Below are 17,454 nucleotides of genomic sequence, written 5' to 3' on the forward strand. Positions count from 1 at the left end.
CCGGCCGCTCGCCGCCGGGGCCTCGTCCCCCCCCCTCCCCGGCCTGGTCCCCCCCCCCCCCCCCCCGCGGGCCCCCCCCGGCCCCCCCCCCACGTCCCTGTCCGCCGGACAGCTGCACCGGATGACCGCCGCGCGCGAGCTGTCGGCGGCCGCCGCCGAGGTCGACCCGGCATACCAGTCGCTCGCCGACCACATCGACGGCGTCAGCCGGATGGTGTTCAGCCTGCACTTCAACGACCTCTCCGGTCAGCGTCACCTCGTGCAGGCCGAGCAGCTGTGCGCCCGGCTCTGACCTCAGCCCTTGTGGACCGCCTTCACGGTCAGCTGGTTGCCGGGGATCTTCTCCCCGGTGCAGCCGGTGCCCGGTGACGGCACGAAGTTCGAGGCGGTCTCCCCCGGCAGGTAGACCCGCACGCCGGTGACCTCGGTGGGCTTGCAGACGGCTTCGTCGTAGTTGCGGACCTGAACGAACCCGACGTCCGCGGTCGCGCTCTGCCCCTTGGCCAGCGTGACCAGCCCGCCGGCGCCGCCGTCGCGGGCGGCGGCCGGGCCGACCTGGTGGCCGTCGGCGCCCGCCACGTAGGAGACGCCGGGGAAGCCCTGGATCGTGCACTGGTGACCGCTGGTGTTGGTGATCACCAGCGGGCGATACGCCGTGCCCGCGGCGGCGTCACCCTGGCCGAGGGACACCTTCACGTCCCCCGCCTTGCAGTGCCCCTCGGCCACCGGCTGCGCCGGGCTGGAGGACGGCTGGGACGTCTCGGGGCTCGAACTGGAGGAAGCCGTCGGCGCCGACGAGGTCGAAGACGACGGGGAGCTGGGCGCGCTGGAGGTGTTCGACGCCGGTGCCGCCCCTTGGCCGCAGGCGGAGAGAAGCAGAAGAACGCCTGCCACGCCGGTGGTGATCGCGCCGACCCGGGTGATCTTGCTGCGTACCATGGTCAATCGCCTCCCCTGTGCTGGGTGACTTCTGTTGTGAAGACGTGCGGCCTCGGCGCGGGGTTGCGCCCATGGTTACTTTCCACCCGGGGACAGGGGTAAACGTGACGGGATTTTCTGACCAAGCGTGGCAGCACACGGCGAACTTACAACAAGCGATCCTGGCTCACCCGTTCAACGAGGAGCTGGCCGCGGGCACGCTGGCGAGAGACCGGTTCCAGTTCTATCTCGCGCAGGACGCGCGGTACCTGATCGGGTTCGGCCGCGCGCTGGCCGTCGCGGCGGCGCGGGCACCGGAACCGGACGACGTCGCGTTCTTCGCGGGCGCGGCGCGGGAGGCCGTGGTCGTCGAGCGGGCGTTGCACGAGGGGTACTTCGAGCGGTTCGGCCTCGGCGAGGCCGATCTCGCGGCGATCGAGACCTCGCCGACCTGCCTCGCCTACACGTCGTTCCTGCTGGCCACGGCCCAGTCGGACGGTTACCCGGAGCTGCTGGCGGCGTTGCTGCCGTGCTTCTGGATCTACCAGCACGTCGGCTCGGACATCCTGCGGCGCCTGCCGGACGGGGCGGACAATCCGTACCGCGCGTGGATCGACACCTACGCCGACGAGGATTTCGAGGCGGCGGTACGCACCTGCCGCGACGCGGTGGATCGCGCGGCGGCCTCGGCCGACGAAGCGACCCGTGCCCGCATGCTCGCCGCGTTCACCCGCGCGTGTGAGTACGAATGGCTGTTCTGGGACAGCGCTTACCGGCAGGAGCCATGGCCCACCGCCGCGTTCAGATGACGGTGTCCACCCACGTCCGGCAGCGCCAGCCGTCCGGCACGGCTTCGAGTTCGACGATGCCGGTGTTGGGGATGAGCGCGCTGTTCGCGATGTCGGGCCGGACGTTCGAGGCGAGCCATTCGGCGCAGACCCGGATCGCGCCACCGTGACTGACCAGGACGACGGTGCCGTCCGGATCGGTCCGCTCGTGTGCCGACCGCAACGCCGCGACCGCGCCGAGGAACCGGGTGCGGACCTGTTCGCCGGTTTCCCCGCCGGGAATCGCGACGGCTACGTCGCCTTGGAGCCACTGGCCGACGGTCTTCAGGTAGATGCTGATCGACTCCTGGTCGTTGCGGTTCTCCAGGTCCCCCGCGTCGATCTCCTTGACGCCCTCGATGACCTTGACGTCGAGACCGAGCGCGGCGGCGAGCGGCGCGGCCGTCTGCTGCGCGCGAACGGCCTGCGACGCGTAGATCGCGACGATCGGCTCACCGTCCAGCTGGGTGATGAGGTTCCGCGCCTGCTCCGCGCCGAGTTCGGTGAGCGGCGGACCGGGCAACGCCGTGTCGAGCGCACCGCGCACGTTGCCCTCGGTCTGACCGTGACGGACGAGCAGCAGCTTCACGCGAGATCTCCCTTCAGGACGGCGTCGACCCAGGCCGTCGCTTCGACGAAGCTGTCGTTGTCGGCGCCGGGCTCGATCGTCGACCGGATGCCGTCGGCGCGCGGGTACGAACCGAGGAAGCGCAGGTGGCAGCGGCGGCGCAGGGCGGCGAGCGCGTCGATGATCCGCGGTTCGGCGATGTGCCCCTCGAAGTCGATGAAGAACCGGTACTCGCCGAAGTTGTTGCGGGTGGGGCGGGCGTCGAGCCGGGTGAGGTTGATCCCCCGCGTGGCCAGCTCGGTGAGCAGCTCGGCGAGGGTGCCGGTCCGGTTCACCGCCGCGGCCACGATCGAGGTGCGGTCGAAGCCGGTGGGCGGCGGCAGTTCGCCCGGCTTGCGGACCAGCAGGAACCGGGTCCGGGCGTCCGAGACGTCGGCGACACCGGTGGCGAGGACTTCGAGCGGATAGTGCTCGACGGCGACCGGGGCGGTCACGGCGGCGTCGAAGTCGCCCGCGTGCACGCCGACCGCGGCGGCCGCCGTCGACGAGGACGCGACCGGCTTCGCGCCGGGCAGGTTCACCTCCAGCCAGTCCCTGACCTGCGCGAGCGCGTGCGGATGGCTGGCCACGGTCCGGATCTCCGTGGTGCCCGGCCGTTTCAGCACGCTGAAATGCACGGGGAGAATCGCCTCGGCGACGGCGACCAGCGGATCGGCGTCGCTCAGGCCGTCGAGGGTCGCGGTGACCGCGCCCTCCACCGAGTTCTCAACCGGGACGCAGGCAGCGTCGGCCTCGCCCTCGCGGACCGCGGTGAGCGCCAGCCGGATGGTTTCCGCCGGAACGAGTTCTTCGCCGGCGGCGAGCACCCGCGCGGCCTGTTCGGTGAACGTGCCCTGGGGGCCGAAATACGCGATCCTTGCCACGCCGCCAGGCTACGCAGTCGGCGAAAGGGCTTCGCGTCTGAGGCGCGATGAACTCACCCTCACGCAGCCGATCGGGTGCGGGTGTCCCGTAAACACCACCACGACGACCTGTCACCGCGATTTTTCCCGCCGGCCACCGTAGTGGCCACTTTCACTCGGACAGCCGGTATGCAAACCGGTTACGCCGGGTGGCATTTTTTGCCATGCTAGGCGGGTGACCGCCGACTCAGGCACACACACCGGCCGCGAGGGCATCGGTCCTCCGGTTGCCTCACGCACCCCGGAGCTGGTGCTGTGCGCCGTCGATGAACCCCTCGCCACCGCCTGGACCGCCACCGCGGAAGCCGTCGACGGCACCGTACGGGTACACCGCGGCTCGGTGCTCGACGTTCTCGCCCAGGCCGTGGTCAGCCCCGCGAACTCGTACGGCTGGATGCGCGGCGGGATCGACGCCGTCTACGCCAGGGCGTTCCCCGGGGTCGAGCAGAGCGTCCGCAGCGCGGTGCTGGCCTTCCACGGCGGGGAACTGCCGATCGGCGAGGCCGTCGTCGTCCCCACCGGTGAAGCCGCCCCGGCGTGGCTCATCAGCGCGCCGACGATGCGGGAACCCGGCGAGCACCTCCCCGCCGACACCGTGCATCCCTACCTCGCCGCGCGAGCGGTGTTCCAGCAGTGGCGGGACGGCCGGGTCGACCAGGGCAGGCTGTGTGATCTCGTGGACACGATCGCGATGCCCGGCCTCGGCACGGGTGTCGGCGGCGTGGAGCCTGCCACCTGCGCACGGCAGGTCGCGGCGGCCTGGGAAGAGGTTTTCGGCACCCGGCGTGTTCCCTCGGCACGCTGACCACACTTTCCGCTCCCCTGGGGCGTGCACCACATCACAGCGCGTTCACGCGCGGTAAGCCCTACCGTTGGTAACGCGTTATTTCGGCGCCAGCGCAGGCGACGGCCGAGGAGTGTGCATGTCACGGGTCCGCGAGCTCAGCCCCTACGTGGAGCTTCACCGGGAACAGTGGCGCGAGCTGCGGAGCTCGACCCCGTTGCCGTTGACCGCCGACGAGCTCGTCAAGCTGCGCGGTCTCGGCGAGCAGGTCGACCTCGCCGAGGTCGCCGAGGTGTATCTGCCGCTTTCCCGGCTGATCAACCTCCAGGTCGCCGCCCGGCAGCGGCTGTACGAGGCGACCACGACGTTCCTCGGCGAAGACTGCCGCGGCACCAAGGTCCCCTACGTGATCGGGATCGCCGGGAGCGTCGCCGTCGGCAAGTCGACGACGGCCCGGATCCTGCGCACCCTGCTCGCCCGCTGGCCGGATCACCCCCGCGTCGACCTCGTCACCACCGACGGCTTCCTCTACCCCCGCGCCGAACTCATGCGCCGCGGGATCATGCACCGCAAGGGTTTCCCGGAAAGCTACGACCGGCGTGCCCTGCTGCGCTTCGTCACCGAGGTCAAATCCGGCGCCGAACGGGTCAGCGCCCCGGTGTACTCCCACCTCGCCTACGACATCCTTCCCGACCGCGAGCACGTCGTTCAGCGGCCGGACATCCTCATCCTCGAAGGCCTGAACGTCCTGCAGCCCGGCCCCCGGCTCACCGTCTCCGACCTCTTCGACTTCTCGATCTACGTCGACGCGCACACCGACGACATCGAACACTGGTACGTCGAACGGTTCCTCAAACTGCGCCACACCGCGTTCGCCGACCCGGCCTCGCACTTCCACCACTTCGCCGGCCTTCCCGACGACGAGGCCCGCGCCGAAGCCCGCCACCTCTGGCACACCATCAACGAGCCCAACCTGATGGAGAACATCAAGCCCACCCGGCCCCGCGCGACCCTGGTCCTCCGCAAGGACGCCGACCACACCATCAACCGCGTCCGCCTCCGCAAGCTCTGAACCGCGGGGGTGAGGGGCCCGCCCCCTCCCCCGCCCCACCCTCCCCTTTCTGGCCGGTTCGCCTCTCCGGCGGGCCCGGTCGGGGCCCATCCGGCGGACACCGCCGGGAGCGCTCGGAGGCCGCGGGGCGGCGAGGACACGTCGCCGCTGTCCGGCTGCCCGCACGCGGCGGCCCGATTACCCCGGTGACCGGCGTGGTTCACCCGGCTGCACGAGTGTTCGCACTGTGGGCGAACACCCGGGCACCATCCGTCGTCCATTCCGCGCGTTCCGGCGTTTTCCTCGGCCGATCGGCCGAGGAAGCCACCCTGACCTGTAACCGGTTGGCCGATACCGGCATGTCGACGTTGCAGCGACTCTGAAAGGGAGCAGAAAACGACCCTGAGCTGGGAGGGAGGCCGACGATGTTCTCGATCATCGTGACCTGGGTCGGCGCGGTTCTGGGATTGACCCTGCTGGTCGCCATGGCGGCCGGTGCCTTCGTCGTCGATGTCGACGACGCGCTCCGCGACCGGCACCGGAAGACGTCCGACGTCAGCGAGGGCACCGGCCCCAGCGCGGCCCCGCTGGCCTAGCCGCCTGCCTAGCTGCTGACCCGGCCGCTGACGCAAGCCGCCGACCTGAACCGCTCACCGAGCACCCTGCCGCCGCGGCGTCCGAAACCCGGCCGAAGCCGGGAACGAACCCGCCTCACCATCGATCCCTTGCCCCGTCTCGCGTTCCGTCAACTGAACGGGTTGAGCACCCGCGCCCCGGTTCCCGCCACGTCCGCCACATTGCGGGTCACGAGCGTCAGCCCGTGGACCCGGGCGGTCGCCGCGAGCAGCCCGTCGATCGCCGGGACCCGGCGCGGCGCGGACTGGCGCCCCCACTCCGTCGCGATCTCCGCCGTGACGGAGAGGATCCGATCAGCGAACTGCCTGCCGAGCCCGTCCAGCCACGTGCTCAGCGCGTCGGCCCGCTCCCGATCCGTGCCCTCTCGTTGCCGCAGCTTGTGAATCCCCCTTTCGATCTCGCCGATCGTCAGCACGCTCAGGTAGAGCCCGCTCGACGACACACTTCCCCACCACCGGGCGAACCCCGGATTCCACGTTCGGCGCCGGGCCTCGGACACGATGTTCGTGTCGAGGAGAAAGCTCACTCACCCACCCCCAGCGACACCTCTCGCGGCAGTTCTTCCGCCCGTTCCGCCGCCACTTCTTCCAGCACGTCCGCCAGTGCCTCCCCCGCCTCCGTGTGGTGAGGTGCCAGTGCGACCTTGAAGTCCACGCCGCCTTCGGTTCCGGTGAGTTCCCGGAAGAACTTGATGTCGATCACCACGGCCACCTCCTCCCCATGCCTGGTGACGAACTGAGGACTCTCCTCAGCTCTGCGCAACAGTTCACTCAGCCGTTGTTTCGCGTCCTGAACCTGCCACGTCTCATCCTTCATCTAGACAGACTAGACAGGATTGGGGAAGAGGTGCAAGAAAGGGCCGGTCTCCGCGTCCCCGGAGTCCGGCCCTTTTCTAGGAAAAGCCCTGTTCAGCGCCTTGCGGGCAGCCAGGCTAGTTCACCTGATCGAGTGCTTTGCGGTAGCCGTCGACGTCGTAGTCCAACCGATCCGGCCCGGTCTCCCGCAGCTGCCCCTCCAGCACGCCCACCAGCTGGTCGAGGATCTCGTCGCGTTCGAGACCGTTCTCCCGCAGCCTGCTCGCGGCCTCCCAGGCCTCTGGCGGCTCGTTGTCCCACAGCTGGTCGACGAGCGCGGTCTTGAGTTCGAGGCGCATCCGGGGCGCACCGTCGAAGGTGTCCGAGGCCAGCGATTCGTGGTACTCGGGGTGTTCCCCGATCACCAGCAGCCGCCGCTGCTCCGGATCGGTGGGCTCAAGGTCGACCTCTTCGTCGCCGATCACCGTCGACAGCGAGGGAATCGCGAACATCCGCCGATCGAGCGCCTCGGCCAGCTCGGTCGGGTCGTCCAGCTCCTCGGAACCGTCGAGGTAGGCGTCGAGCGCCGAGTCGTCGGTCGCGTATTCGTCGAGGTATTCCGTCACCGCGTCGACCAGCGCCGCCACCGCGGATTCACCGAGCCCGGCCCGCCCGGCGGCCCACGCGGTCCACGCCAGCAGCACCGGTGCGACCGCGTCCTGGTGTTCCGCGTCGAGGTCGAATTCGCCGTCCAGCAAGGCTTCCAGGAACCGCGCGATCTTCTCCGGGCCGACCCGCAACGGCGCCGACGGCTCGGTCTCACAGCCGTGGTCGACCAGCAACCGGGCCAGCCCCCGCGCGGCGTCGGTGTCGTCGATCCCGCTCTGCGCGACGAAATCCTCGACGACGGCCTCGCGCGTCGCCTCGTCCCACTCGGCCGGCTCCGGCGACGGCGCGGGATCGGGCAGCGCCCGGCACCAGGTCAGCGCGATGGCATGGAATCGGGCGTAGTCCTCGCTGACGTCCGGTTCCTCCAGCACGTCGGTCGCGGCGAGGCCGTCCGCGAGCAGCCGATGCGCCTCGGCGGGTTCGACCGGGGAAAGCACGACGAGATCGGACTCCGCCGCGGCCTGCTCGCGCATCTCCGCCAGTACTTCCTGGGGTTCGTCGATGACCACGAGATCACGGACCCGGCCGCCGTCGGTGAAATCGAGCAGCGCCAGCAGGCCGTGTGCCCGCTCCCCGTGCGAGAACACGCACAGCAGCGACGATTCGTCGCCGTAGACGTCACCGGTGCGCCAGCATTCGCCGACCTTCACCTCGCCCACCGCGGCCGCCCATTCCGGCTCCGGGATGCCCCGGCCCAGCACGACCGCGAGGGCCTCGGCCGCCGCGTCGCGCTCTTCCTGCGTCTCCGCCACGACCCGCAACGCCGCCAGCAGCGCCGCCGCGCCCGGGGTGATCTTGCGCTGGGCGAACGCGATCAGCTCGAGCCCGAGCGGTTCCTGGTCCTCCTCCAGCGGCAGGTCCCACCACTGGCCGAGCACCTCCGACGTGAGCAGTTCGACGTCGAACACGCCGGGGTCGGCGCCGAGCGCCGAGAAGTCCCGGAGGACGTCCTTGAACACACCGTTCACGCTGGGCGCTGTGGGCTGGGAAGCAATCTTGCGGGCACGACTCACCGGGCTCATGGCGCACATGTTTGCACCGCCCCGCGCGGGCGCCGCTCCCGGGCGCCGTTCGGCGCGCGTTTCAGCTCGTCACGGGCTGTGGTGCGCGCGATTTCGGTAAGGCGATGCGTGCGGCTCTGACCTCCGCGATCAACCGCGTCTTACGCCGATGCGTGTCCACGAGCCCGCCGAGATACTCAGTGAACTCGTCGGTGCTGCCCGCGCGCCGGTGCAACGTACGCAGCTTCCGCAACTGTCGGGCGGCTTCGCGGTAGGACTGCGGGTCCTTGCGTTCGATCAGGTCCTCGATCCGGCCGCGATACACCGGGATCGCGTCCGCCGGATACTCGGCCGCGCGCAGTTCGGCCAGTTCGGCACGGAGTTCGAGCGACGCGCCGAAGCGGACACAGGCACGCCAGGCGTCGTCGAAGCGTTCCTCGGCCAGCAGGACATGCGTGAGTTCGTCCGCTCCCTGCTGCCCTTCACGGGCAAGCTCGCGAAGGCGGGACATCGCGGCCCGGTGGTGCGCCGACCACCGTCCGGCCGCCACCGCGGCGGCCTGCAGCGCGGCATAGGTGCGCCGGTCCGGTTCGGCGTCGAACTCCTTGCGGCGCAAGGAAACCGTCTCGTCCTCCGGCTCGGGTTCCGGTTCGGGCTTGTCGAGGGTGAGGGCACGGGCGGCGTGCGCGATCGCCTCGCTGTGCCTGCCCGCCGCACGCAGCACCCGCACGATCTTGAGGCTGACGTCGACCCTCGGCGGTTTCGCGGACAACAGCGCGACCAGCCCGTCGACGTCGCCGAGCACCTCGGCGAGTTCCTCCTGCAACCGTTCGGCGATCTCCCGGCGCGGCCCGGTGCCACCTTCGGCCAGCACAGCGTCCACAGTGGACTTTATCCGGCGAAGTCCCTTCTCCCCCAACGCGGACGCGAAGTCGGCGAGTTCGATCACCGGCCAGCCGGGACCGTCGAACTCGACCTCGAGAATCCATTCGGCGAGCCGCTCGGGATCCGGTGGCCGGGCGGCACACGCCCGCGCGTACAGGTCGACCGCGCGCTCGAGCCGGTCGGCCAGCTCACCGGAATGATCGCCCGACTGCTCCACGGTTTCGCTGATGTCGTCCACCGTGCGGCGGGCCAGCGGTGCGAGATCGGCGCTGCTCCCGGCGTCGAGAAGGCGCTGCAAAGTATCGAGCACCGCGCCGATCTTGGCGCCGTAGTCGACGTTGCCACCGCCGACCGCGGTGTCGAGCAGCCGGTGCGCCTCGGCGACGTCACCTCCCTGAGTGGCGGCCCGCAGTTCGAGTGACTGACGTAACTCAGGGTCACGGGCGGCCTGTCCGCAGATCAGCTCGACCAGCGTCTCCGCGTCCAAGGTGCGCAGGTAGACGCGTAGATCCGCCGGGGAGTTCACGCGCATCAGTCTGCCTTACCTGATTGCTCACGGGTGTGCGCCAACCGCGTACTCTTCTTGGAGTAATACGGATACGCCGGGTGACCGGTTCACGAGGTACGCGCACCGGGTGATAAGCAGGTTCGGTGACCCTCGACGACCTCACCCAGCGGTTGCGCGACTTCGCCGCGGCACGCGCCTGGGAGCCCTTCCACACCCCGAAGAACCTGGCCATGGCGCTGTCCGGCGAAGTGGGCGAACTGATCTCGCTCTTCCAGTGGCTCACACCCGAGGAGGCGGCCGCCTGGCGCTCGGATCCGGAACTGGAAGCGAACGTCCTCGACGAGATCGCGGACGTCACGCTCTACCTGGTCCAGCTCGCCAACAGCCTCGGCGTCGACCTCCTCGCCGCCGCGAACGCCAAGATCGACCGCAACGAGATCCGGTTCCCACCACCGAAGACGGCCGGTCCGGCGACGCCGTCGTCCGATCCGTCGCGGTGACCGGCTAGCCTCGGATGATGCATCAGAGCAGCACCGAAGGGCTGCTCGGCTGGCTCGCGAGGCTGGACGAGAAGCAACTGGCGACCGTCTTGCAGCACAGGGCGGACACCCTGCTACCGCCATGGCCACGCAGGCTCGACGTGCTGGCCGCGCGGCTGTCGTCGAACACGTCGATGTCGGCGGCCATCGAGCCGCTTCCCGCGCCGTACATCCAAGCCCTGCACGCGGTCCAGCTCTGTTTCGCGCTCGGGCAGGACCCGGCGCCCATCGACGAGATCGCCCGGTGGCTCGGCGCGAAGACGGCGACCGTTGAGTCCATTGTGGACGGAATGCAGGACAGGGCACTCGCGTGGCGCGAGGACGAAGGGGTGGCACTCCCCGAGGTGCTGCACGCCGACGCCTACCAGCAGTACGGCCTCGGCCGCTCCATGGCGGACATGCTCTCGGCGTTGGGCATCCCGGAACTCAGGCAGCTCAGCGGCACGCTGGGTCTCCCGGCGAAAGGGCCGAAACGGGAACTCCAGGAAAACCTCGTCGCGTTCTACCGTGACGGCGACAAGGTCAGGGAGCTGGTCGCCACCGCACCCGCGGGGACGCGGGCCGCGCTCGTCGAGATGGCCGCGGACGGCCCGGACGTGGAGAATCTGCACGTCGAAGCCCTGTCCGAGGCCTCACCATTGGCCTGGGCGTTCGCGCGGGCGCTGCTGTTCAGCACCTACTACGGCACGGGCTACCTGGCCCTCGAGGTTTCACTCGCGCTGCGCGGCCCGGACTACCACCTGCCGTTCACACCGGAACCGCCCGAACTCCCCACCGCCACGGTCGGCGCCGAACACGCCGAAGCGCTCGCGTCGGCGGCCACGCTGCGGCTGCTCGACCGGGCCACCGCGATCCTCGACACGGCCGCCGCGGAGCCGCTTCCCCTGCTCAAGGACGGCAACGTCGGTGCACGGCTGACCAAGAAACTCGCCAAGGACTTCGGCGCGTCCGTCCCGGAGATCGAGCTGGCGCTGGAGCTGCTCCTCGACACGCAGTTGCTCGTCGCCGTGGAAACCGGCCCGGCGCCGTCCGGCCGCGGCCGCAAGGCCCCGCCCCGGCCGCTCGGGCTGACCCCGAACGACGAGATCGTCCGGCCGGGACAGGCCGAACTCGCGCTCCTGCTGCTCACCGCATGGTGGACCCCCTCCTCGCCCGAGTACGACCACGACCTCCTCGGCGCGGCGGCGGCCTACCACCAGCTGATCGTGCGGTTGCTCGCCGAACTCGAACCCGGCACCGCGGTCACCGACCAGGCCGCGTTCGTCCGGATGGCCGCCTGGCGGGCGCCGATGCTGGAGGAAACCGAGCTGGCGGAGAACCTTCCGGTGGCGTTGGCGGAAGGCGAGTTGCTCGGCGTCGTCGCCTCGGGCGCGCTGACCACGATCGGGCGAGCGCTCGAGCACCTCGAAACCGACGAACAGCCGCTGCGGGACGCCGTCGGGGAGCTGGTGTCCCGCGCTCGCACGACCGCGTTGTTCGGCACCGATCTGACCGCGATCGTGCCGGGCTCGCCCGACACCCGGCTCACCGCCCTGCTCGACCGCGTCGCCGACCGGGAGTCGCAGGGCACCGCGACCAGCTGGCGCTTCAGCCCGGCGACCGTCCGGCGCGCGTTCGACCAGGGCTCGACGGCCGAGACGCTGCTCGAAGAGCTGCGTTCGATCGCGCAGGGCGAGCTTCCGCAGCCGCTGGTCTACCTCGTCAACGACGTCGCGAGGCGGCACGGCGAGGCCCGCGTGATGAACGTCGCGAGCGTCGTGGTCGGCGAGGACCCGGCGACCCTCGCCGAGATCGCCGCACATCGGAAGCTCGCGAAACTGGGCCTGCGCGTGATCGCCCCCACCGTGCTCACGTCCACAGTGGACGCCGCGGGCACGCTGGCCGCACTGCGTGACGCGGGCTACGCGCCCACTCACCACGAGGCCGACGGCAGCATCATTCTCCCCGGCACCGCACCACAACCGGCACCGGCCGCCGCTGTCCCGGAGCCGGAAAGGCCCTACGCCGCTCCGCCGCCCGAGGACCCGGTCCGCCACGCGAGCCGGCTGCTGGCCGCCCCGCTTTCGGCGCCGCCGCTGCAACGCGGCCAGCTGGCCAAGGCGTTCAGCGACCGCTATGGCGGTCGTCTCAGCCTTGATCAGCAGCGCGTGTGCTGGCAGCTGGAAGCGGGACAGCCGGTTCCCGTGCACTACCACGAGGAAAACGGCGAAACCTCGACCTTGCTGCTCCTCGCTCCGGAACTGGACGTCGACGTGCTCGACGCATGGTGTGTCCATGAGAACAAGTACCGCCGCCTCGCGCTGGAACGGATCGAACTGGACATGTCGTAGCCTCGGGGTATGCCCATCCAGGTACTGCTCGTCGACGATCACGAACTGGTCCGTCGTGGCCTTCGTGACCTTCTCGGTGACGAGCCCGACATCGAGGTCGTCGCCGAGGCAGGTGGGGTCGACGAAGCACTCGCGGTGGCGATGCACGTCGAGCCCGACGTGGCGGTCGTCGACGTCCGGCTCGGCGACGGTGACGGCATCACGCTCTGCCGTGAGCTCCGCTCCAAGCCGAACGCACCCCAGTGCCTGATGCTCACCGCCTTCGACGACGAGGAGGCCATGGTCGGCGCGATCATGGCCGGCGCCTCCGGGTACCTGCTCAAACAGGTCCGCGGCCAGGACGTCGTCAACGCCGTGCGCGAGGTCGCGGCCGGCCGGTCGCTGCTGGACCCGGTCACGACCGCCCGTGTCCTCGACAAGCTCCGGCACCCGCCGACGGACGATCTCGACACACTCACCGATCGCGAACGAGACGTCCTCGAACTGATCGGCCAGGGACTTTCGAACCGCGAGATCGCGGAACGCCTCTTCCTGGCCGAAAAGACCGTGAAGAACTACGTCACGTCCGTGCTGGCGAAGCTCGGCATGCAACGCCGCACCCAGGCCGCCGCGTGGATCGCGCGGCGGGACAAGTAACCCCTTTGTCCACTATGGACGGAGAGTGCGTCTCCGCTCAGCCGTGCACGGTGTCGCGCTGGTCCGGGATGACGCTGCCGTCGTCCCGCAGCACCGGGCCCCTGGTGCCGTCGGCGTTTTCGTACGCCGTGGTCGAACACGGGTAGCCGCGGTTCAGTTCCGGAAGCGGCTGGATGAACATCGGGTTCACCGCCCACCGGCCGTCGGCGTTGTCGTAGGCACGGCACATCAGCTCGTCCTTGTTGCGGTTGAGCGCGATCCGGACGCCGGTCGCGTCGCGCAACATCGACACGTCGGTCGTCGCGTCGCCGCCCGCCACGGCCTGCCGGATCGACGCGGGCGCCTGGTCGAGCTGCGCGGCGCCCTGGACGCCGAGGATCTTCTTGTTGATGAAGCAGCGTTTCCCGTCGATGTAGGTGATGATCCCGTCCGCGCCGTCCGGGATGCCGCCGCAGCCTTCGAGGTGGCCGTTGATCCTGCCGTGAGTGGTCAGCGAGCCGATCCCGATGGTGCGGCTCGGTGGAATCCCAACGCCGGAACTCCACACGTCCGCGGTTTCCTTGGGCGAGGCCGAAACCACCCAGGTGGCGAACCCCGCGCGGTTCAGCGTCGTGATGAGGTCCTTGATCTCCGGGTAGTACCGGACCCACGCGACCTGAGTCGTCGAACCGACCCGCTGCGTCGCGCCGATCGGCGCCCGGAGCGCCTCGTCCCGTGCCTGCCGCGCGATCGCCCGCACCTGGTCGGGCCGGTAGCCGGCGTTGATCTGCGCGACCCAGGCATAGGCGGCCTCCATCTTGCGCCGGTCCGCACCGGCGAAGACGTCCTTGCCCGTGGTGGTCTTGCCGTCCTTGCGCACCGAGAGCAGTTCGTCGGCGCAGGCGACGTTCGTGCTGGTGGGCAACGGCTTTCCGGCCGGAGTCGCGGTTCCGCACGCGGCGCTCAGCGCGTTCGCACCCGCGTCGGTCATGTACCGGCTGGTCGTGCGCCAGTCCCGCGCACGCGGCTGGAGCACCTTGTCGTGCCGGATCATCCAGAACACCGTCTGATCCGAGATGTCGTTCTTGATCACCGTGTTGTCCCAGTCGAACACGGCCAGCGGCGCCGGGCGCTCGCGATGCCCGCCGCATCGGCCGCGCTCGTCGATCACCCGTTGGATTTTCGCGGCGTTGCCGCCGTACCACTGGTCCGCGAGCTGCAGTTTCGGGCAGGACCACCCGGCGGTGTCCGGGTCGGCGGTGGCCGCCGGGGCGAGCGCGGCGGTCAGCGCGGCGACGGCGAAACCCGTGGCCAGGGCGCGGGCGAGCTTCGGCATGCGTTCTCCAGCGTCGTCGGGGGGACGAGGTGATCTTGCCACGAACGGCTGACGCGAGTCTTCCCTTGTCCGGCCTAGTCGCCATCACGCAGTGCCACCTCTTGCGGCTGTTTTTCACTCGTTAGAGAGTCGAATGTATGTTCGACTCTCCGGTACGATCGGCAGCACGGTGTCCGTTGTGGACGCCCCGTGGCGACCACCGTCCAGAAGGGAGGTGACTCGATGACCCGAGAAGGCTGAGCAGCGAACCTAGTCCACCGGCAGATCGAAGGCGACGAGCGTGCCGAGGCTGGGCGAGGAGTTGATGAAGAACTTCCCGCCCGCGGCTTCCGCACGTTCGGAAAGATGGCGCAGGCCACGGGTGGCAACACCCTGGGGAACACCGGAACCGTTGTCACGTACGCGGAGTTTCACGCCCTCCGCGTCGCGTGTGAGGGTCACCCTGGTCGCGCTGGCGCCGGAATGTCTGACCACATTGGACAGTGCCTCGCGCAGAGCGGCGCGGATGTGATCGGCGCGCTCGGCGGGAACATCGGCGAATTCACCGGAAAGCTCGAGCGTCGGCGGGTAACCCAGCAGCTCGCCGGCGATCCGCACCTCACCGCGCGCGGATTCGGCCAGATCGGCCGGTGCGCCGGTGTCGTGCCTCGGCTCCGGTGACCGGAGCGCGCGTACGGTGCCCCGGATCTCCTCGATGGTCTGGTCGAGCTGGTCGATCGCGTCGGACAGCCGTGCGCTGTCGGCCTGGGCGAACCGTTTGCGCATATTGCGCCGGACCCGGTCGAGCTGCATCCCGGCGCCGTACAGCCGCTGCACGATGACGTCGTGCAGTTCGCGGGCTATGCGTTCGCGCTCCTGGTAGAGCGTGACGCGGTGCCGCGCGTTGGCTCCCTCGGCCAACGCGAGCACGACGCCCGCCTGTGCGGCGAAGGCGACCAGCATCTCGACCGTGCCCGGGGAGAACGGGTCACGCCCGTGCCGCCGGTACACGGTGAGCGCGCCCAGCACGCGTCCACCGGAGCCGAACGGCGCGGCCGCGAACGGGCCGAAACCGCGCAGCTCCTCCGGTACGTACGGCGCGGTGCGCGGGTCGACGGTGAAGTCCTCGGTCACCACGGGTTCGCCGCCACGGGCGACCTGCCCCGCGGCCGAGTCGGCCGGCAGGGTCAAGCCGCGAAGCGACTCCTCGGCGCCTCCGTGGTCGTGCATCGCTTCGACGACGACCTGGCCATCGTCGGCGCTGACCATGACCAGCCCGAGGTCGGCCTCGGCGAGTTCGGCGGCCCTGGCCACGACGGTGTCCAGCACCGCACCCGGATCGTCGCCGGACAAAGCGGTGCTGGTGATCTCGGTGGCGGCGGACAGTGCCCGCGCGGCAAGCGTCGGATCCATGAGCAGTACCGACATTAGACCGCCCCGGCTCCGGCAGGTCGACGTGTGGTGACCTGGCCCTCGCGGATTTCGACCACGATGTCGGCCTCGGCCGCTTCGTCCGCGCTGTGGGTCACGTGCACGACGGTCCGGCCGGCGAGGGCGTCGCGCAGCGTCGCGCGCAAGGCCCTGGCGGTCGGTTCGTCGAGATGCGCGGTCGGTTCGTCCAGCAGCACCAGGCCGGCCGACGGTGCGGCGAGCAGCGCGCGGGCGAGGGCGACCCGCTGTGCCTGCCCGCCGGAAAGTCCGGCACCGGCGCTGTCGAGCATCGTGGCGGGATCCAGGTCGCCGAGTTCGGCCTGCGCGAGCACCCGCCTGATGTCGTCGTCCGTGGCGGCGGGGTCGGCAAGGCGGAGGTTCTCGGCGATGGTCGTCGACACGAGCATCGGCTCCTGCGGTGCCCAGGCGACCTTGTCCGGCACGGTCACCTCACCCCGGCTGGGGGTGAGGAAACCGAGCAGGGCCGCGAGAAGCATCGACTTCCCCGAGCCGCTCGGGCCGACGACGGCGACATAGCCGCCGGGAGCGAGTTCGAGATCGACGTCACGCAACACGGGCGGGCCACCTGGCCACGCGAGGTCTGCCCTGCGCAGCCCGACGTGCTGCCCGGATCGCGTGGCAGGGCGTTCGCCGGCGGTGGCCGCGAGTTCGTCGATCTCGGCGACGCGAGTCCTGGCCTGGCGCAGCGTGTCCCAGTGCTGCGCCACGGGCGGGAGCAGCCCGAGGACCTCGGCGAGGGCCAGCGGGACGAGGGCGAGCACCGGCGCCAGCACGGCCTCGAGGGTGCCCGCCGCGACGGCTTGCGCGGCCAGACCGGTGCTGACGACCATGGCCGCGCCGCAGGCCAGCGTGATCAGCGCTTCCGCCGCGCCTGTGCCGAAAGCCTGTCGGCGGGCGTCCGCGGCAAGTCGCGCGTCGGTGGCGGCGAGGTCCTCGCGGCGCTGTCGTGCCGTGCCGAAGGCGAGCAGTTCGGCGGCCGATTCGAACAGCACCAGCACCTTCGCGGCCACCGCCCGGCGTCCCTCCGACAGCGCCGACGTCGCCCGCCGTTCTGCCCACAGCGCCAGGAGCGGCGCGAAAGCACCGACGAGCACGGCGACGGCCAGCGTGAGACCGGCGGCGGGCAGCAGCCACGTCTGCACGGCGATCGCACCCGCGGCCACCAGCGCGACGACGATCGGCGGCGAGACGACCCGCGGCAGCAGATCCCGCACGGTGTCGACATCGGCGACCAGGCGGCGTTGTCCTTCCCCGGCATGAAAAGCGCGGGCCGGGCCGAGTCGCGTCAGCGACTCCCACAACCGCACCCGAAGACGTCCGGCGACGCGGAAAGCGGCGTCGTGCGTGACAAGACGTTCGACGTAGCGAAGCACGGCCCGGCCGAGCCCGAACGCACGGACACCGACGACCGCGACCGTCAGCGTCAGGATCGGCGGCCGCAGGGAAGCCGTGGCGATGAGCCAGCCGGACGTCGCGGTCAGCGCGATCCCGCAGAGCAGCGCGAGCGCGCCGAGGACGCCGCCGCCGATGAGCCGCCGGTCGGCGAACAGTCGCTGAAAAACGGGACGGTGGACCGCACCGAGGGCAGCCACCTCGGTGC

At 70.4% G+C, this 17,454-nt stretch carries 19 protein-coding genes; 9 read left to right on the forward strand and 10 right to left on the reverse strand.

Annotated features, from left to right (window positions below; genetic code table 11):
- Positions 1 to 121: 121 nt before the first annotated feature.
- A complete protein-coding gene (locus ACFWY9_RS22205) occupies positions 122 to 292 on the forward strand; it encodes a hypothetical protein (RefSeq protein ID WP_378331336.1) in 171 nt (56 codons plus the stop codon).
- A 2-nt stretch (positions 293 to 294) separates the two neighbouring features.
- Here the strand turns inward: ACFWY9_RS22205 and ACFWY9_RS22210 are convergent, their stop codons facing one another.
- The gene (locus tag ACFWY9_RS22210) at positions 295 to 696 is read right to left on the reverse strand and encodes a DUF4232 domain-containing protein (RefSeq protein ID WP_378331337.1); all 402 of its coding nucleotides are present in this window, start codon (positions 694 to 696) and stop codon (positions 295 to 297) included.
- Between the two features lie 10 nt (positions 697 to 706).
- Here ACFWY9_RS22210 and ACFWY9_RS22215 point away from each other — a divergent pair, with 10 nt between their 5' ends.
- Together ACFWY9_RS22215 and tenA are read left to right on the forward strand one after the other, a co-directional pair.
- Positions 707 to 967, forward strand: coding sequence for a hypothetical protein (locus ACFWY9_RS22215; protein ID WP_378331338.1), 261 nt, complete (start codon positions 707 to 709; stop codon positions 965 to 967).
- A gap of 76 nt (positions 968 to 1,043) precedes the next feature.
- Entirely contained in the window at positions 1,044 to 1,727 is a 684-nt protein-coding gene (gene tenA, locus ACFWY9_RS22220) for a thiaminase II (RefSeq protein WP_378331339.1), read from the forward strand.
- On the opposite strand, the gene ACFWY9_RS22225 is transcribed toward tenA, so the two are convergent.
- Entirely contained in the window at positions 1,720 to 2,334 is a 615-nt protein-coding gene (locus ACFWY9_RS22225; protein ID WP_378331340.1) for a histidine phosphatase family protein, read from the reverse strand. The two genes, tenA and ACFWY9_RS22225, sit on opposite strands and share 8 nt — an antisense overlap.
- The gene (gene pheA, locus ACFWY9_RS22230; protein ID WP_378331341.1) at positions 2,331 to 3,236 is read right to left on the reverse strand and encodes a prephenate dehydratase; all 906 of its coding nucleotides are present in this window, start codon (positions 3,234 to 3,236) and stop codon (positions 2,331 to 2,333) included. The genes ACFWY9_RS22225 and pheA overlap by 4 nt, the downstream gene beginning before the upstream one ends.
- Positions 3,237 to 3,450: 214 nt before the next feature.
- On the opposite strand from pheA, the gene ACFWY9_RS22235 reads away from it, so the two are divergent.
- The 3 genes from ACFWY9_RS22235 (at position 3,451) to ACFWY9_RS22245 (ending at position 5,706) form a co-directional block, all read left to right on the forward strand.
- Positions 3,451 to 4,080, forward strand: coding sequence for a macro domain-containing protein (locus ACFWY9_RS22235; RefSeq protein WP_378331342.1), 630 nt, complete (start codon positions 3,451 to 3,453; stop codon positions 4,078 to 4,080).
- A 118-nt stretch (positions 4,081 to 4,198) separates the two neighbouring features.
- Positions 4,199 to 5,131, forward strand: a complete 933-nt coding sequence (coaA, locus tag ACFWY9_RS22240; RefSeq protein WP_378331343.1) for a type I pantothenate kinase — start codon at positions 4,199 to 4,201, stop codon at positions 5,129 to 5,131.
- A gap of 404 nt (positions 5,132 to 5,535) precedes the next feature.
- Positions 5,536 to 5,706 (forward strand): hypothetical protein, encoded by a 171-nt coding sequence (locus tag ACFWY9_RS22245; protein WP_378331344.1) that lies wholly within the window; start codon positions 5,536 to 5,538, stop codon positions 5,704 to 5,706.
- Between the two features lie 149 nt (positions 5,707 to 5,855).
- Here ACFWY9_RS22245 and ACFWY9_RS22250 read toward each other — a convergent pair whose 3' ends face one another.
- The 4 genes from ACFWY9_RS22250 to ACFWY9_RS22265 form a co-directional block, all read right to left on the reverse strand.
- A complete protein-coding gene (locus tag ACFWY9_RS22250) occupies positions 5,856 to 6,272 on the reverse strand; it encodes a type II toxin-antitoxin system VapC family toxin (protein ID WP_378331345.1) in 417 nt (138 codons plus the stop codon).
- Complete coding sequence (locus tag ACFWY9_RS22255) at positions 6,269 to 6,562, reverse strand: type II toxin-antitoxin system prevent-host-death family antitoxin (protein ID WP_378331346.1); 294 nt, start codon at positions 6,560 to 6,562, stop codon at positions 6,269 to 6,271. The genes ACFWY9_RS22250 and ACFWY9_RS22255 overlap by 4 nt, the downstream gene beginning before the upstream one ends.
- A gap of 115 nt (positions 6,563 to 6,677) precedes the next feature.
- Positions 6,678 to 8,231 carry a hypothetical protein gene (locus tag ACFWY9_RS22260; protein ID WP_378331347.1) on the reverse strand — a complete coding sequence of 518 codons (1,554 nt, stop codon included), beginning with the start codon at positions 8,229 to 8,231 and terminating at the stop codon, positions 6,678 to 6,680.
- A gap of 61 nt (positions 8,232 to 8,292) precedes the next feature.
- Positions 8,293 to 9,621, reverse strand: coding sequence for a hypothetical protein (locus ACFWY9_RS22265; protein WP_378339811.1), 1,329 nt, complete (start codon positions 9,619 to 9,621; stop codon positions 8,293 to 8,295).
- A gap of 125 nt (positions 9,622 to 9,746) precedes the next feature.
- Between ACFWY9_RS22265 and ACFWY9_RS22270 the strand changes: the two genes are divergently transcribed.
- Genes ACFWY9_RS22270 through ACFWY9_RS22280 form a run of 3 tightly spaced genes read left to right on the forward strand, consistent with a single transcriptional unit; the run spans position 9,747 to position 13,108 of the window.
- Positions 9,747 to 10,103 carry a nucleotide pyrophosphohydrolase gene (locus ACFWY9_RS22270; RefSeq protein ID WP_378331349.1) on the forward strand — a complete coding sequence of 119 codons (357 nt, stop codon included), beginning with the start codon at positions 9,747 to 9,749 and terminating at the stop codon, positions 10,101 to 10,103.
- A 17-nt stretch (positions 10,104 to 10,120) separates the two neighbouring features.
- Positions 10,121 to 12,472 (forward strand): helicase-associated domain-containing protein, encoded by a 2,352-nt coding sequence (locus tag ACFWY9_RS22275; RefSeq protein ID WP_378339812.1) that lies wholly within the window; start codon positions 10,121 to 10,123, stop codon positions 12,470 to 12,472.
- A gap of 9 nt (positions 12,473 to 12,481) precedes the next feature.
- The gene (locus ACFWY9_RS22280) at positions 12,482 to 13,108 is read left to right on the forward strand and encodes a response regulator (protein WP_378331351.1); all 627 of its coding nucleotides are present in this window, start codon (positions 12,482 to 12,484) and stop codon (positions 13,106 to 13,108) included.
- Positions 13,109 to 13,145: 37 nt separating this feature from the next.
- On the opposite strand, the gene ACFWY9_RS22285 is transcribed toward ACFWY9_RS22280, so the two are convergent.
- The 3 genes from ACFWY9_RS22285 to cydC form a co-directional block, all read right to left on the reverse strand.
- Positions 13,146 to 14,423 (reverse strand): haloacid dehalogenase-like hydrolase, encoded by a 1,278-nt coding sequence (locus tag ACFWY9_RS22285; RefSeq protein ID WP_378339813.1) that lies wholly within the window; start codon positions 14,421 to 14,423, stop codon positions 13,146 to 13,148.
- Positions 14,424 to 14,672: 249 nt separating this feature from the next.
- Entirely contained in the window at positions 14,673 to 15,815 is a 1,143-nt protein-coding gene (locus ACFWY9_RS22290; protein WP_378339828.1) for a GAF domain-containing protein, read from the reverse strand.
- A 14-nt stretch (positions 15,816 to 15,829) separates the two neighbouring features.
- On the reverse strand, positions 15,830 to 17,454 hold a 1,625-nt coding region (gene cydC, locus ACFWY9_RS22295; RefSeq protein ID WP_378339814.1), incomplete at its 5' end, for a thiol reductant ABC exporter subunit CydC.

The sequence above is a fragment of the Amycolatopsis sp. NPDC059027 genome, assembly GCF_042739735.1.
GTDB lineage: Bacteria > Actinomycetota > Actinomycetes > Mycobacteriales > Pseudonocardiaceae > Amycolatopsis.